We start from the raw sequence: 16123 nt of genomic DNA on the forward strand, positions 1-16123 counted from the left end.
TGGGATAGGTTAGTTAACCAATAAAACTAGGAAGAAAAAAGAAATGGTTGCGGTAAGAAGCGCGCATTTGAACCCTAACGAACAGTTCGAGCTAGACAAATGGATTGCTTCTCTAAAGCAAGACAAGAACACCTCGAAAAGGCTTAAAGAAGTTTACCGTCAGTGCGAAGATATTGTCGCTGGCAGTGAACAGGGGTCCTTGTTGTTGTGGCGCGGCAGAGAGATGATTGAGATCCTCATTACCCTTTCGATGGATAAAGCCACGCTGGTGGCTGCTCAGTTGTACCCTGTTGTTTCTAGTGGCATCTACGATAGAGAGCAGCTAGAAGAAAACTATGGCAAAGAAACCATTAAGCTGATTGATGGCGTCGAAGAGATGGCGGCTATTGGTCAACTTAACGTGACGCTAGAAGGCTCAGAGGCGTCGGGTCAAGTTGATAATGTCCGCAGAATGTTGCTGGCGATGGTGGATGATTTCCGTTGTGTGGTCATCAAGCTGGCAGAGCGTATTTGTAACCTTCGTGAAGTCAAAGATGAGTCTGACGAAGTTCGCCGAGCCGCCGCTAAAGAATGCGCCAACATATATGCTCCTCTTGCCAACCGTTTAGGGATTGGTCAGCTAAAATGGGAAATCGAAGATTACGCTTTCCGTTATCAGCAACCAGAAACTTATAAACAGATTGCTAAACAACTGTCTGAGCGCCGCATTGTTCGAGAGCAATATATCAAAGACTTTGTGGATGATTTGACGGCTGAAATGAAGGTGTCGAACATCCTTGCTGAAGTCAGTGGTCGCCCTAAGCATATCTACAGCATTTGGCGAAAAATGCAGAAGAAAAGCCTCGATTTTGATGAGCTTTTTGACGTGCGCGCTGTACGCATCATCGCTGAGCGACTGCAAGATTGTTATGCGGCACTCGGTGTTGTTCACACCAAGTACAAGCACCTTCCTAGTGAATTTGATGACTATGTGGCGAACCCTAAGCCCAATGGTTATCAGTCTATCCATACCGTTATTCTTGGTCCTGAAGGTAAAACGATAGAGATCCAAATCCGAACTAAGCAAATGCATGAGGATTCGGAGCTAGGTGTTGCTGCACACTGGAAATACAAAGAAGGTGGTAGTGGCGGCCGTAGCGGATACGACGAGAAAATTACCTGGTTGCGTAAGCTACTGGATTGGCAGGAAGAGATGTCAGACTCTGGCGAAATGCTGGATGAACTTCGTAGCCAAGTATTTGATGACCGTGTGTATGCCTTTACGCCTCGTGGCGATGTGGTTGATTTGCCTATGGGGGCAACACCACTGGATTTTGCTTACCACATTCACTCCGAAGTGGGACACCGCTGTATCGGTGCCAAAGTGGCAGGTCGCATTGTTCCATTTACTCATAAGCTATCTATGGGTGATCAGGTTGAGATCATTACAGCCAAAGAGCCAAACCCGTCTCGTGACTGGTTAAACCCATCGCTTGGCTTTGTTCACTCTGGTCGTGCGCGCGCCAAAATTAACGCTTGGTTTAGAAAGCAAAGTCGTGAGAAGAACTTAGAAGCTGGCCGTGAAATTCTTGAAGATGAGTTAGCCAAAATCGGTGCAACGATCAAAGACGCTGAACAATATGCCTTGAAGCGTTTTAACGTTAACACTCCAGATGAGCTGTATGTTGGTATTGGTAGTGGTGATTTACGAATAAACCAAATCATTAATCACATCAACGCATTGGTGAATAAGCCTACGGCCGAAGAAGAAGATCAACAAGCACTTGAGAAACTTCAAGAGTCAGAAGGCAAAGCACCAGCTCAAAGCCGACCGCATAAAGACGCAGTTGTCGTGGAAGGTGTCGATAACTTGATGACGCATTTGGCACGCTGCTGTCAGCCAATTCCGGGCGATCAAATCAAAGGTTATATTACTCAAGGTCGTGGTATTTCGGTTCACCGAGCTGATTGTGAGCAGCTAGAAGAACTCAGCCATCATGCACCAGAGCGTATTATTGATACCGTTTGGGGTAGTGGCTTTGTTGGCTCTTATATTTTGACTATTCGCGTTGAAGCTATGGAACGTGGCGGATTACTAAAAGACATCACCACACTGCTTACTAACGAAAAGATCAAAGTGACCACTATGAAGAGTCGCAGTGATTACAAGCGTCAGTTATCGATTATGGATTTTGATCTAGAGCTGACGAATATCGAGGTGCTGTCACGCGTGACTAAGCGTATTGAACAAATTAAAGACGTCATGAGTGTGAAGCGCTTGGGTTAAGCAAGACTCAAGTGAGCGTTATACTGACGTAATCACATCATGTTGAACAATAATAAAAGGTTGGTTTTCCAACCTTTTTGTTTAGGAATCTAACTATGTCTCAACCCATTGAACAACTTCTCACTATTATGGCTCAGCTTCGAGATGAGCAGCATGGCTGTCCATGGGATCGCAAACAGACCTTCGAAACCATCGTACCGCACACCATCGAAGAAACGTTTGAAGTGGTCGACGCTATTCATAACCAAGACTGGCAAAATCTAAAAGAAGAGCTGGGCGATCTGTTGTTTCAAGTGATTTTCTATAGCCAGATGGCAAAAGAGCAAGGGTTATTTGACTTCAACGAGGTTGTTGAGGGATTGAATGACAAGCTCACTAGACGTCATCCGCACGTTTTTTCTGATGTGGAATTTGCAGATGAAGCCGCTATCAATGCCAATTGGGAAGCTGAGAAAAAGAAGGAAAAGGCTGAGGTAGGCAAAAACGAAGAAAGTATTCTAGACTCAATACCACAATCGTTACCTGCTCTTTCAAAGGCCAATAAAATCCAGAAACGTTGCGCTAAATATGGCTTTGATTGGGATGCGTTAGGACCTGTCGTTGACAAGGTTCAGGAAGAAGTTGAAGAGGTGGTTCAGGAAGCGATTCAGGTTGATGTTGATGAAGAGAAGCTGGAAGAAGAGGTCGGAGATCTTTTGTTTGCCGTGGTGAATCTTTCTCGACATTTGAAAAAAGATCCTGAGGTTGCGCTGAGAAAAGCGAACAATAAATTTTCTCGTCGCTTTAAAGGTGTTGAGGCAAGGGCTGGCGAAGATGGTAAATCCCTTACAGACTTTAGCCTTCAAGAGCTTGACCAGTTTTGGAATGACGTAAAAAAACAAGAAAAGTCCTCGGATTTGTGAACCGCTTCTCATTGGTGTAAGTTTCTACAATTGATTTGAAGCAAAAAATAAAAATTTTGAATGTGATAAGTTTCACGTTGTGGCGGTAAAGGGCTTCTGGTATATTTGCATCCCGTCCAGAAGAAATCCATTTTCCCTCATTCAACCAACTTCAGGTTAAACATGACGACAAATTATATTTTTGTTACTGGCGGGGTAGTATCCTCTCTAGGTAAAGGTATTGCAGCAGCATCTCTTGCAGCAATTTTAGAAGCACGTGGTCTTAAAGTGACCATGATGAAGCTTGACCCTTACATCAACGTTGACCCGGGCACAATGAGCCCAACTCAGCACGGTGAAGTGTTCGTCACGGAAGATGGCGCTGAAACTGACCTTGACCTTGGTCACTACGAGCGTTTCATCCGTACCAAGATGACAAAACGCAACAACTTCACTGCTGGTCGTGTTTACGCTGATGTTCTTCGCAAAGAGCGTCGTGGTGACTACCTAGGTGCAACTATTCAGGTAATCCCTCACATTACTAATGCTATTAAAGATCGCGTGATCGCTGGCTCTGAAGGCCACGATGTCGCTATCGTTGAAGTTGGTGGTACAGTAGGTGATATCGAATCACTACCGTTTATGGAAGCCATTCGTCAGTTAGCCGTTGAGCTTGGTCGTGAGCGTGCAATGTTTATGCACCTAACTTTGGTTCCTTACCTAGCAGCAGCTGGTGAAGTGAAAACCAAGCCGACTCAGCACTCTGTAAAAGAGCTACTGTCTATCGGTATCCAACCAGATATTCTTGTTTGCCGTAGTGATCGTATGATCCCTGCAAACGAGCGTAAGAAGATTGCACTTTTCTGTAACGTTCAAGAAAAAGCGGTAATCTCAATGAAGGACGTAGACTCTATCTACAAGATCCCTCAACTAATTAAAGCGCAAGGTCTAGACGACCTAGTTTGTTCACGCTTTGGCATTTCTGCTCCAGAAGCTGATCTTTCTGAGTGGGAACAGGTAATTTACGAAGAAGCTAACCCAACGGCTGAAGTAGTTATCGGTATGGTAGGTAAATACATCGAACTACCAGATGCTTATAAGTCAGTAAACGAAGCGCTGAAACACGCAGGCCTTAAAAACCGCCTGAGTGTGAAGATTAAGTACGTTGATTCACAAGACGTGGAAACAAAAGGCGAAGAAGCTCTAGCTGGTCTAGACGCAATCCTTGTACCTGGTGGCTTTGGTGACCGTGGTGTTGAAGGTAAGATCCTTGCTGCAAAATACGCTCGTGAAAACAAAGTACCTTATCTAGGCATCTGCCTAGGTATGCAAGTGGCACTTATCGAATACGCACGTAACGTTGCGGGTATGGAAGGTGCACATTCAACAGAATTTAACAAAGAGACTAAATACCCTGTGGTAGGCTTGATCACAGAGTGGGTAGATGGCGAAGGTAAAGTTGAAGAACGTACCGAAACGTCTGATCTTGGCGGCACAATGCGCCTTGGTTCTCAGCTATGTCACCTAGAAAAAGGGACAAAAGCATACGAACTATATGGCAACGCTAAGATCCATGAACGTCACCGTCACCGTTACGAAGTGAACAACGTACTTCGTCCACAGATTGAAAAAGCAGGTCTTAAAGTTTCTGGTCTGTCAGCAGACAAGAAACTAGTTGAAGTGATTGAGAACCCAGCTCACCCATGGTTTGTAGCTGCGCAGTTCCACCCAGAGTTCACTTCAACGCCTCGCGATGGTCACCCGTTATTTACAGGCTTTGTGAAAGCGGCGGGCGAATTCCAGCGCGGTACTGAAGAAAAGTAAAAGGATACGGGCGGTTGCGAAGGTTGTGCGGCTGCCCTTAATTTTGACATTTATATTCAATGAGAGGAAACATTAATGTCTAAGATCGTTAAAGTTCTAGGTCGTGAAATCATCGACTCACGTGGTAACCCAACTGTAGAAGCTGAAGTACACCTAGAAGGCGGTTTCGTAGGTATGGCGGCAGCTCCATCTGGCGCATCTACTGGTTCTCGTGAAGCTCTTGAGCTACGTGACGGTGACAAAGCACGTTTCCTAGGTAAAGGTGTTCTTAAAGCTGTTGAAGCTGTTAACGGTGAAATCGCTGAAGCTCTAGTTGGTAAAGATGCGAAAGCTCAAGCTGACGTTGACCAAGTGATGATCGACCTTGACGGTACTGAAAACAAGTCTAAGTTCGGCGCGAACGCTATCCTAGCAGTTTCTCTAGCAAACGCTAAAGCAGCAGCTGCTGCTAAAGGCATGCCTCTATTTGAGCACATCGCTGAGCTTAACGGCACTGCAGGCGTATTCTCTATGCCTCTTCCAATGATGAACATCATCAACGGTGGTGAGCACGCAGACAACAACGTTGACATCCAAGAGTTCATGATCCAACCAGTTGGTGCTAAGACTCTTAAAGAAGGTCTACGTATCGGTGCGGAAGTATTCCACAACCTAGCTAAAGTTCTTAAGTCTAAAGGCTACAGCACTGCAGTTGGTGACGAAGGTGGTTTCGCTCCTAACCTTAAGTCTAACGCTGAAGCTCTAGAAGTTATCGCAGAAGCTGTTGCAGCTGCTGGTTACGAACTAGGCAAAGACGTTACTCTAGCTATGGACTGTGCAGCATCTGAGTTCTTCGACAAAGAAGCTGGCATCTACAACATGAAAGGCGAAGGTAAGACTTTCTCTTCTGAAGAGTTCAACCACTACCTAGCTGAGCTAGCTAACCAATTCCCAATCGTTTCTATCGAAGACGGTCTAGACGAGTCTGACTGGGATGGCTTCAAGCACCAAACTGAACTACTAGGTGACAAGCTTCAACTAGTAGGTGACGATCTATTCGTTACTAACACTAAGATCCTTGCTGAAGGTATCGAGAAAGGCGTAGCTAACTCTATCCTTATCAAGTTCAACCAAATCGGTTCTCTAACTGAGACTCTAGCTGCTATCAAGATGGCTAAAGACGCAGGTTACACAGCTGTAATCTCTCACCGTTCTGGCGAAACTGAAGATGCAACTATCGCTGATCTAGCGGTAGGTACTGCTGCAGGTCAAATCAAAACTGGTTCTATGAGCCGTTCTGACCGTGTTGCTAAGTACAACCAGCTAATTCGTATCGAAGAAGCTCTAGGTGAAAAAGCACCTTACAACGGTCTTAAAGAAGTTAAAGGTCAAGCTTAATCGCTGATTTTTAAATAGCTTTTGTAAAGCCGCTCTTTATAGAGCGGCTTTTTTTATGCCTGAATATTATTGAATAGGACATCCAACGGGGTAACGAAGGAGTAACAGTATCCAGTATGTTACTTATGAAATAACTCAGATGCGCTAAAGTGATTACAGTTCAATAAAACGTATCCCTACTTACTAGAGGAAAAGATCATGGCTAAAGTGACCAGCCCTACTACTACGTTTAATAACGAGTATTTTTCATTCATTGTTTCTGAGTCATGGAAACACATCGGTGCTGACCAAACTCACGCTGATATCCTTGCTCACAACCTATTGGTTGGTGGCCTACAAGGTAAACTTCACCAAGGTCTTGGCGTTATCGAAGCAGTAACGATTCCATACGAAGCAGGCATCCTAGATCCTACATCGACGCCAGAGCTAGAGTCTGAAGGCGATACTTGGGCGGTATACAACGGTAAGAAATCTTCTGGTCACTACGTTTGTGCGCTAATGGCTCAAACGGCTATCGAGAAAGCACGCAAGCACGGTATCTCAATCGTATTTGGTTACGACCACTGTGACGGCGGTAACTTCTCTAACTACACACAGATGGCAATGAAAGAAGGCATGTTTGCGATGTCTTCAAACAACTCTGTACCTCTTAATGCACCATTCGGTGGTATGGATCCAGCAATGTCTTGCCCTCCGTTCGATGCAGCTCTAGTTGGTGGTGAAGAACTACCTCTAGTCACATCTATCATGATCGGTGAAGGCTACGACTCTCACATCTGTGACGCTATCGTAAACGACCGCGACCTACACGTTGCAGCGCTTGTTGACCAAGACACTGGTGAGCTAACAGCTGACGCTCGTAAGTGGGGCTCACTAATCGAAGGTTACGGCCGTGTGGCTGACTGTAAAGCACCGTGGACATTCCTAACACCACGCCTTTACTCTCTAAACATCTGGAATGAAGTGATGACGGCAATCATCAACCCGAAAGGTAAGATTGCTCCTGAGCTTCCAGCAGTGCCAAGTGACTTCTTCACGATGGAAGATGCGCCATGTCCAGTAGGCGGTTCTTACATTCTAGTCATCGACCCAAGCCACTTTGGCCCAATCGAAGAAGTGAAACGTAAGAGCGACATGTTCGTGAAAGCGATTAAAGAAAACCGTCCTCGTGCTGGCTTCAACGAAGTTTACATTCCAGATGAATGGGGCTTAAAAGCACTCTCTACGGCAACCGATGAGCACCAAGTTATGGACGCTCACTGGGTTGGTTTCAAAGACTTCCTAAAACGCTCTGGCACTTCTATCGAAGAGTTGAACGCGAAATGGGAAGCGAAAGTTGGCGCTGAACGCGCAGCTGAAACTATCCGCAAATAATTTTAAAATCAGACGCACTTGATTTTATGCCCAGTCTCCCTCGGACTGGGCTTTTTTCGTTTCTAGCTTGAATTGTGAAGGCGAAACCTGATGATAAGCTTTGAACGCACGAATAAACGGTGGTGCCGAGTGATAGTCGAGGAGGTTGGCAATATCGGATAACGATAATGAAGTCTTCAGTAAATACTCATTGGCCATTTGCATTCGAACGTCGAGCACGAGTTGTTTGTAAGTTTTACCTTCATCATGAAGTCGTCGTCGTAAGGTTCTTGCGGTGAAGCCTAAATCTTCAGCCATTTGTTCCATGGTGGGTACTCCGGAAGAGAGAAGAGCGTACAGGCGCATTCTTATTTGATCGCAACTGGTGCTGGCTCGTGATTGCTGGTTCATCTCCGCACTGTGCTTCGCTGCGATATTGGCGACTAAGGATTCATTCGCAGAGATGGGCATATCGATCCACTCAATGGGGAGCCTAATTTGATTACTCGCTGCGTTGAAGGTCGGCATGATACCTAAATACTGGTGATAGAGGTGTTTATAACTTGGCGCGGCATAACTAAGGGAAATTGAGACTTTATCTTTATCAAATTGCTCTCCCAAGAGCTTTTTTATTCCAAGGTAGTAATGACCAATGCTGTCTTCGATAGTGTAGGGCTGCGGCGTCCAAAATGCGGAACGATCTTCGGCAGTGATATAGGCATATTCTCGGTCGTAGGCAATACGAATATCCACGTAGTCACTGGTCATCCAGGGTATATGAATGATCGTTTCTAATAGCTGCTTAAGTGTCTTACAGCCTAGCATGGCAAAGCCCAAAGCTCCGGTGTCCTCAATGGTAAGCCTACTTGCGATGCGTAATCCGATACCATCGATGTTCAACTGTTCCATGGACAATTTCATTAACGTCAGCACTTGTTGAGTCGTCATCAATTCATAATGACCATAGCTAATACGTCTGATTTTAGCGCGGCGAAGAAACGGATCGATAGCCAGTGGCTGTTTCGCCAAATCTCTGAGTAATGATTCCCAGTGGCCAACAATGGCTTGCAAAAACTGCTGCTGATGTAGTGAGCTCATGTTGTTGTCCTGAAATGTAATCTCATTGGCCGGAAATGTAATTATAGTAAGCGAGGTGAGTGGATACAATATAGACATCGCTGAAAAGCAGAAAAAACAATGAGGACAACAATATGTTCAAGCCAAAACGTGTAGAAATTTCAAAAGAGAAACTCGAACTTTACCAAGATATTTATTGGAATAAGTCGGATGCAGACTTTTATATCAATGAAGACATCGCTCCAATGCAGCAGCGTATGGCGGAACAAGGTGTAGAAGCATTCAGTTTACTGGGTAAAGAGCATGTTGGTGCATTTGGCGCACCTTATGTGAACAGCTTTGAAAACGCGGACATTGTTATGTATGGCTTGACCATGGATAAGTGTTCACCAAATGCTGGTGGTCATAAATTTGGTCCTGGTGCGATTCGTGATGCCTCTAAAACTGGTATGGGCCTTATTCACCAAGATGGCACGATGCCATTTGAACTATGTAACATCATCGATTACGGAAACTGGGATGGCCTTGGTCAGTTCAACTTAGATGAAGAAATGCGCAATGCGCAGAAAGTGGTTGATGACATGGTGATCAACCACGGCTGTACTCCATTCTTCTTTGGTGGCGACCATACCGTTGCTTACCCAGGGCCTGCGGCACTTGCGAAAGTGCACGGTCCGGTTTCACTTATTCATATTGATGGTCACTTTGACCTACTCACACGTGCTGACTTTGATTACGAGTCATATTCAGGTAACTGGTATTGCCGCCTAGCATCAGAAGGTGCTATCGACCCAACGACCAGTGTCAGCATGGGTATGCGCGGTCGCTGGTGTGCATCTCAACAAGGCAAAGCGAAGGCGATTGGCGGTAACTTCTACTTGGCTGATGAAATTTACGATTTAGGCGTGGATTACATCGTAGAACAGATCCTTGAGAAACAAGGTGATGGTCGTCCGGTGTACCTAACCTTTGACTTAGATGGGCTAGATCTTCTTGATCACAGTGCAAACTCAAGCCCAGATCCATTTGGTGTTTCTGCTCGCATGTATTACGACATCTTCCGTAAACTTCGCGCGACTAAGCGCATTAACTTAGTTGGCGCTGATATTGCCGAGTTTGCGCCTCAGAAAAACTCTGACGAGAAAGATGCGCTGCTTACTGCTGCATTCGGTTGGGAGCTTCTAGTATGGCTAGCTGAATGTCGCCACATCCGCGAAGGTAAGAAAAACCCAACAGAATGGCCAATGAACTTCGGTCGTAACATCGAGTTCTAATAGCATTTTTTGCGCTTAACGCGACGGTAGGAATGATAATAAAAAATGCCCACTCAATTGAGTGGGCATTTTGTGTTTCTAAAGCGGATTATTTGCTGAAGTTCATCGCCATTGCCGCTGCAATATTACGAGAGGTCATTTCAACGTTGAACGCCGCTTCTTTTAAGGCGGTTGGTAGGTCAGTCGCACCTAGTACTACACTGTACGCCGCATCAATACCGTATTCGTGAACCACTGCGCAGTCTTTTGCTGTGCTACCTGCAATGGCTATCACAGGAATGTCGTATTGCTTCGCAGTACGTGCCACACCAATAGGCGTCTTACCATGAATAGTTTGGCTGTCAATTCGGCCTTCACCTGTAATCACAAGATCGGCGTCTTTTACCACTTCGCTTAGGTTCACCGCATCCATCACAATTTGGATACCTGGACGCAGTGATGCATCAAACAAACCAAGTAGCGCTGCACCGAGGCCACCAGCAGCACCGGCGCCTGCGGTATCAATGACATCACGACCGTTAGTAGCTTTGATGACATTGGCATAATGCGCAAGGTTGCTATCGAGGGTTGCCACGATCTCTGGTGTTGCGCCTTTTTGTGGACCAAACACGTGCGAGGCGCCTTTAGGACCACACAGAGGATTATCAACGTCGCACGCGACTTCCAAGTGGATGTCTTTCAGGCGAGCATCAAGGCCTGATAGGTCAATGCTGGCTAGCTTATCGAGTTCTCCACCGCCAAAGCCAAGTTCATTACCTTGTTGGTCCAGCAATTTAGCACCAAGAGCCTGCGCCATACCTATGCCGCCGTCATTGGTAGCGCTGCCGCCAATACCAACAATAATGTGCTTCACACCGCGCTCTAGCGCCGCTTTGATTAATTCGCCAGTTCCATAAGTTGTGGTAACAAGCGGGTTGCGTAGCTCAGGTTCAACCAGATGTAGGCCTGACGCCGCAGCCATTTCAATAATAGCTGTTGAACCGTCCCCCATAAGGCCGTAGAAGCCTTCAACTTGCTGACCTAAGGGGCCAGTAACTTGGCAAGTAACAATCGAGCCTTCAGTAGCATCAACCAATGATTGAACCGTACCTTCACCACCATCCGCCATTGGAAGTTTGACGTATTCAGCATCGGCAAAGATTTTCTTAAAACCGGTTTCGATCGCTTCGGCAACTTCCATGGCCGTTAAGCTTTCTTTGTATGAATCTGGAGCAATAATAATTTTCATAATAGGACCTTATACAAATAGACCGAACACACCAAAGATCATTACAGAGACAAAGGCGATCACTAGACCAACCGCAGACTCGTAAGGAATGAGTTTGAGACGCTCGCGAATATCCATATGCACAGCGCCACCAGTGGCGTGGAAGAAACTACCGTGTGGCATGTGATCCAGTACGGTAGCACCTGAGTGAATCATGGCTGCACCGGCTAATGCTGGAACACCAAGTTCAAGAATTGTGGAACTAAATACACTAGACGCAACGGCTGTACCGGCCGTAGTAGAAGCGGTAGCAAGCGCCATCATTGCACCTGAAATTGGTGCTAATAGATAAGAAGGAAGGCCCGATGCTGTTAAGGAATCGATAAGCACATCTTTCAGACCAGAGTTAGCAATAATGCCAGCTAAGGTACCGGTACCTAATAACATAACTGCGACAGGTGCCATACGTGATAGACCGGAAACGGCAAAATGGTTAGTGTCAGCAAAACGACCCATGACCACGGCACCAAGTAAACCACCTAATGGAAGCGCGATAAGCGGGTCTACGTTAATACCAGCAATAGGGCGAAGAGAAAGTAGAGCGATCGCCACAAGTGGAGCAACAATCGATGCGCCAAATGACGGTAGTCTAGAGTGATCAACAGCAACCACTTCGCTTTCTGCTACTTTAGAGCCTTTGTTGACAAGCTTTTTCGCGAGGAAGTAAGCGAAGATCATGCCGCAAAGTCCTGGAATCACACCTGCAGCCATCACCGAAGTTAGTGGAACGTTGAAAGCGTCAGCTGCTGCAATTGAGTTTGGGTTAGGTGACATGACGTTACCGGCTTTACCGCCGCCAACCATCGCAAGCAAAATTGCTGTTTTAGAGATGTCCGCGCGGCGAGCAATGGCAAGAGCAATTGGAGAAACGGTAATAACTGCAACATCGACGAATACGCCAACGGCAGTCAGAATCATGGTGGCGATAGCCAGAGCAAGAAGGGCGCGAGTCTCACCGACTTTCTTAACGATGGTCTCTGCGATAGAGGTTGCCGCCCCTGATTCAATTAGAACGCCAGCAAGAACACCAGCAGCAAGAATACGCAATACCGCAGTAACAATGCCTTGCGCACCGCCAATCATTAGAGCAACCGTATCGGTTAATGACACGCCACCTACAACACCGCCGATCAGGGCACCGATGATCATGCCATAAGCTGGTGGAACTTTTTTAAGAATAAGGGCAATGGCAACAACAAGAGCTGCGAGTGCGCCTAAGGTAGAGACTTCAATCATGGTTTAGTTTTCCGCTAATTTAATAATTTTTTATTGGGTGTTTGCACCCTTTATGAGCGGAAGATTAGCTATTCAAGAGAGGATTTTCTTTATGCGAACTGACGAATTTATCATTGTGGTTAATAGTTAATTTGTGCAAATGCACAAATTAACGTAATATTTACAAACATTTTAACGCAAGATAGAGCTGGATTTTGTCATCTAACTTGTTGATATCTAAGCTTGTTTCTTGTTGTATTTTGTCTAGGCGGTATCGCAAAGTGTTACGATGAATATGGAGGGATTCACAAGTTTGAGCCAGATCGCAATTTTGAGCAAAAAAGGTGCTCAGGGTTTTCAATAGGACCTGTTTGCTGTCGGCTGCCATTAATTTCTCGATGGGCGCTTTAAGCTGAGTAGCTCGCCATGGGTCTTGTTTGATACTGCTGACCAGTACCGAAAGTTTGCGATCTTGATAGAACATAACAGCATCATCATTACTGGTACTACTTTCTATCGTTGCTTTGGCCGTTTCATATGAGCGCGCAAGGCCGATTAGTCCCGGAAAATAATCACCAATCGCCATTTGAATCGAAAAGTCACACTCATTGTCGATGCGTTTTACCAGTTTAGCGACCCGCTTCTGTTCTTCTTTACGATTCCAAGTGTGATTAACAATAGTCACGGGCTTAAGAACCACGATCTCATTCATAGAAACTGAAGCAATACCGACTATATTGTCGCGTTCCGGGTGTTCCAATAGATGAACCAGTTTTTGTAAGTGTTCTAGTGTGACTGGTTCGCCTGCGCGTGGAATTACTTTAATAACAGTGGCGACTCTTGGCTGGGAAAGATCGAGGTCCAGCCTTTGGGCAATGGAGAGCAACTGGCCATCATTCAAGCTCGAGCCTTCGATAAGTTGCAGCAGCAGCTCTTCTCTATGACGTTTATTCCATTGGACCTGAGACATTAATGCCGCTTGTTCGACGATCAGCTCAGCCGTCATTTTAACCAGTTCACCGTAGCTTCTTACCTCTTCCGGAGTGCCAGAAATACCTACTACGCCAATAACCTGATCGCTATAAATAATAGGGAGGTTAATGCCAGTTTTTACACCGGAGAGGGTGGAGGCAACAGAGTCATTGATCTCAATCGTGCGGTTATCACGAATGGCCAACAGTGCACCTTCGTGAGTTTGATGCAGTCTACTAGGATCGCTTGAGCCAATGATCACGCCATTTTCATCCATAACGTTAATGGAGTAGGCAATGATCTTTTTTGCACGATCAACAATTTGCTTAGCAATGAGAGAGTTAAGTTGCATTGTATTGGCTCTTCTAAGGAATTGTTGTTGAGTATACCTGATTGCTAGTGATTCTGAGGTATAATCGGCGCGAGTTTACAGAGAGAAAAAGTGATGGAATTCGAGTTTATTAAAAACAGTTTCACTGGTGAATATCTAGTGAAGTGCGAAATGGGTCAAGAAGTGATTGCTCGATTACTTCAAGAAGAAGTTAGTACCGACGACCGCACCATCATGGAAATAAAAGCACTGCTATCGAAAGCGTCACAATTTTCTGGTAATGAACACAAGTGGCAGGGCAAAGAGATTTCTTTGAGTATTCTCGAGTCTGAAGTCCATGTGTATGAAAATACGTTAGCTTTTGAGACGTTAACGGAGTCCGAAGAAGAATTTTCACTGTATGAAAGTGAAAGCTACAGTGAGTGTGGTTTGGAGGATTTCTTGTCTGTTATCGAGCAGTGGGAGCGCTTTATACATAATCGCTAAGTGGATAATACGGTTATTTTGCACATTCTTAGTGCTAATAACATTTAACGCATTATTTTTGTGAATACCTTGCACCAATAAAGTGCAAGGTATTTTCATTTTTATAACATATAAAACTCGAGTCCTTATATTTCAATAGTTTAAAAAGTTGGCACGCACCTTGATTGCTGTATTAAGCAACAGGGATAAAAAGGCGAAGGGGATGCCATGAAACTTATTAACGCAATCATTAAACCATTCAAGCTGGATGATGTAAGAGAAGCACTTGCAGATGTAGGCATTGAAGGGATGACAGTTTCTGAGGTCAAAGGATTTGGTCGTCAGAAAGGTCACACAGAATTATATCGCGGTGCAGAGTATCAGGTGGACTTTCTACCGAAAGTGAAGCTGGAAATTGCAACGCACGCAGACAACGTAGACCGAGTTATAGAAGCTATCACTAATGCGGCTCAAACCGGCAAGATTGGCGACGGAAAAATATTTGTGTACGACCTAGCCCAAGCAGTACGTATTCGTACGGGCGAAATGGATGCTGAAGCACTTTAAGGGATTGGAGAACATATTATGGAATTAGCAACAACAGTCAGCGAACTGCGTTATGCGCTAGACACTTTTTACTTTCTTATTTCAGGCGCGCTCGTAATGTGGATGGCAGCAGGCTTTGCTATGTTAGAGGCTGGCCTAGTTCGCTCAAAAAACACCACTGAAATCTTAACCAAAAACTTCTGTTTGTACGCTATCGCATGTACTTGTTATCTCATCGTGGGTTACAACATTATGTATGTGGACAATGGCGAAGGCGGCTGGCTACCATCATTTGGTGCGCTAATCGGCACTCAAGGTGAAGGTGCAGACCACTCTCTAGAGTCGGACTTCTTCTTCCAGGTTGTTTTCGTAGCAACAGCAATGTCAGTGGTATCCGGTGCGGTTGCTGAGCGTATGAAGCTTTGGTCTTTCCTTATCTTCTCTGTCGTGCTGACGGCATTTATTTACCCTATGGAAGGTTATTGGACTTGGGGTGGCGGTTTCCTATCAGAAGCAGGCTTTAGTGACTTTGCTGGTTCAGGTATTGTTCATATGGCGGGTGCAGCGGCTGCATTAGCTGGTGTTCTGTTGCTCGGTGCTCGTAAGGGCAAGTACGGTAAGAATGGTGAAATCTACCCAATTCCAGGTTCAAACATGCCTTTAGCTACTCTAGGTACGTTTATCCTATGGTTAGGCTGGTTCGGCTTCAACGGCGGCTCTCAATTAATGGTTTCAGATTTTGAGAACGCGACAGCGGTAGGTCAAATCTTCCTTAACACTAACGCAGCAGCAGCAGCGGGTGCTATTGCAGCAATGCTAGTGTGCAAAACAACGTGGGGTAAAGCTGACTTAACTATGATTCTCAATGGTGCGTTAGCGGGTCTTGTTGCTATCACTGCTGATCCTCTATCTCCTTCACCTGTGTACTCAGTAGCTATTGGTGCAGTAGGCGGTGCGCTAGTCGTATTCAGCATCATTGGCCTAGACAAGCTTAAGATTGATGATCCAGTTGGTGCTATCTCTGTTCACGGTGTGTGTGGTTTCTTCGGCCTAATGGTAGTGCCACTAAGCAACGGCGATGCAACGTTTGGTGCTCAGCTTTTAGGCGCAGCAGTTATCTTCGGTTGGGTGTTCGCGGCAAGTCTTGCTGTCTGGGCAGTGCTGAAAGCGACAATCGGTATTCGTGTAACAGAAGAAGAAGAATTAGAGGGTATGGACATGCACGATTGTGGTGTAGGTGCTTATCCGGAGTTTGTTAGTGTTAAGTAATGTTTT

The 16123-nt window shown here is 45.5% G+C and carries 13 protein-coding genes; 9 read left to right on the forward strand and 4 right to left on the reverse strand.

All coding sequences use genetic code 11. From position 1 onward, the window contains the following. The first annotated feature begins 43 nt into the window (after positions 1-43). From relA to VME0621_RS10595, 5 genes are all read left to right on the forward strand, one after another. Complete coding sequence (gene relA / locus VME0621_RS10575; protein ID WP_038228982.1) at positions 44-2266, forward strand: GTP diphosphokinase; 2223 nt, start codon at positions 44-46, stop codon at positions 2264-2266. A 95-nt stretch (positions 2267-2361) separates the two neighbouring features. Beyond that, entirely contained in the window at positions 2362-3168 is an 807-nt protein-coding gene (gene mazG / locus VME0621_RS10580; protein WP_031493536.1) for a nucleoside triphosphate pyrophosphohydrolase, read from the forward strand. Between the two features lie 162 nt (positions 3169-3330). Then, positions 3331-4971, forward strand: coding sequence for a CTP synthase (gene pyrG / locus VME0621_RS10585; protein WP_038228988.1), 1641 nt, complete (start codon positions 3331-3333; stop codon positions 4969-4971). Between the two features lie 75 nt (positions 4972-5046). Then, positions 5047-6348, forward strand: a complete 1302-nt coding sequence (gene eno, locus VME0621_RS10590; RefSeq protein ID WP_038228991.1) for a phosphopyruvate hydratase — start codon at positions 5047-5049, stop codon at positions 6346-6348. Between the two features lie 198 nt (positions 6349-6546). Then, positions 6547-7722, forward strand: a complete 1176-nt coding sequence (locus VME0621_RS10595) for an Ldh family oxidoreductase (protein ID WP_062456644.1) — start codon at positions 6547-6549, stop codon at positions 7720-7722. A 24-nt stretch (positions 7723-7746) separates the two neighbouring features. On the opposite strand, the gene VME0621_RS10600 is transcribed toward VME0621_RS10595, so the two are convergent. After that, on the reverse strand, positions 7747-8799 hold the full coding sequence (locus VME0621_RS10600) for an AraC family transcriptional regulator (protein WP_006075618.1): 1053 nt from the start codon (positions 8797-8799) through the stop codon (positions 7747-7749). A 113-nt stretch (positions 8800-8912) separates the two neighbouring features. Between VME0621_RS10600 and VME0621_RS10605 the strand changes: the two genes are divergently transcribed. Beyond that, the gene (locus tag VME0621_RS10605) at positions 8913-10052 is read left to right on the forward strand and encodes an arginase family protein (RefSeq protein WP_062456647.1); all 1140 of its coding nucleotides are present in this window, start codon (positions 8913-8915) and stop codon (positions 10050-10052) included. Positions 10053-10140: 88 nt separating this feature from the next. Here the strand turns inward: VME0621_RS10605 and VME0621_RS10610 are convergent, their stop codons facing one another. The 3 genes from VME0621_RS10610 to VME0621_RS10620 form a co-directional block, all read right to left on the reverse strand. Then, positions 10141-11280 carry a glycerate kinase gene (locus VME0621_RS10610; protein ID WP_062456650.1) on the reverse strand — a complete coding sequence of 380 codons (1140 nt, stop codon included), beginning with the start codon at positions 11278-11280 and terminating at the stop codon, positions 10141-10143. Between the two features lie 9 nt (positions 11281-11289). After that, positions 11290-12555 carry a GntP family permease gene (locus VME0621_RS10615; protein WP_031495021.1) on the reverse strand — a complete coding sequence of 422 codons (1266 nt, stop codon included), beginning with the start codon at positions 12553-12555 and terminating at the stop codon, positions 11290-11292. A 160-nt stretch (positions 12556-12715) separates the two neighbouring features. Beyond that, complete coding sequence (locus VME0621_RS10620; protein WP_006075718.1) at positions 12716-13858, reverse strand: sugar diacid recognition domain-containing protein; 1143 nt, start codon at positions 13856-13858, stop codon at positions 12716-12718. A gap of 93 nt (positions 13859-13951) precedes the next feature. Between VME0621_RS10620 and VME0621_RS10625 the strand changes: the two genes are divergently transcribed. From VME0621_RS10625 to VME0621_RS10635, 3 genes are all read left to right on the forward strand, one after another. Continuing rightward, positions 13952-14323, forward strand: a complete 372-nt coding sequence (locus tag VME0621_RS10625; RefSeq protein ID WP_031494037.1) for a YacL family protein — start codon at positions 13952-13954, stop codon at positions 14321-14323. A gap of 207 nt (positions 14324-14530) precedes the next feature. Then, positions 14531-14869: a P-II family nitrogen regulator gene (locus VME0621_RS10630; RefSeq protein WP_038229080.1), complete on the forward strand. Its 339-nt coding sequence runs from the start codon at positions 14531-14533 to the stop codon at positions 14867-14869. Positions 14870-14887: 18 nt separating this feature from the next. Next, positions 14888-16117: an ammonium transporter AmtB gene (locus tag VME0621_RS10635; protein WP_038229081.1), complete on the forward strand. Its 1230-nt coding sequence runs from the start codon at positions 14888-14890 to the stop codon at positions 16115-16117. Positions 16118-16123 lie beyond the last annotated feature (6 nt).

This window comes from Vibrio mediterranei, from assembly GCF_900088415.1.
Taxonomy (GTDB): domain Bacteria; phylum Pseudomonadota; class Gammaproteobacteria; order Enterobacterales; family Vibrionaceae; genus Vibrio; species Vibrio mediterranei.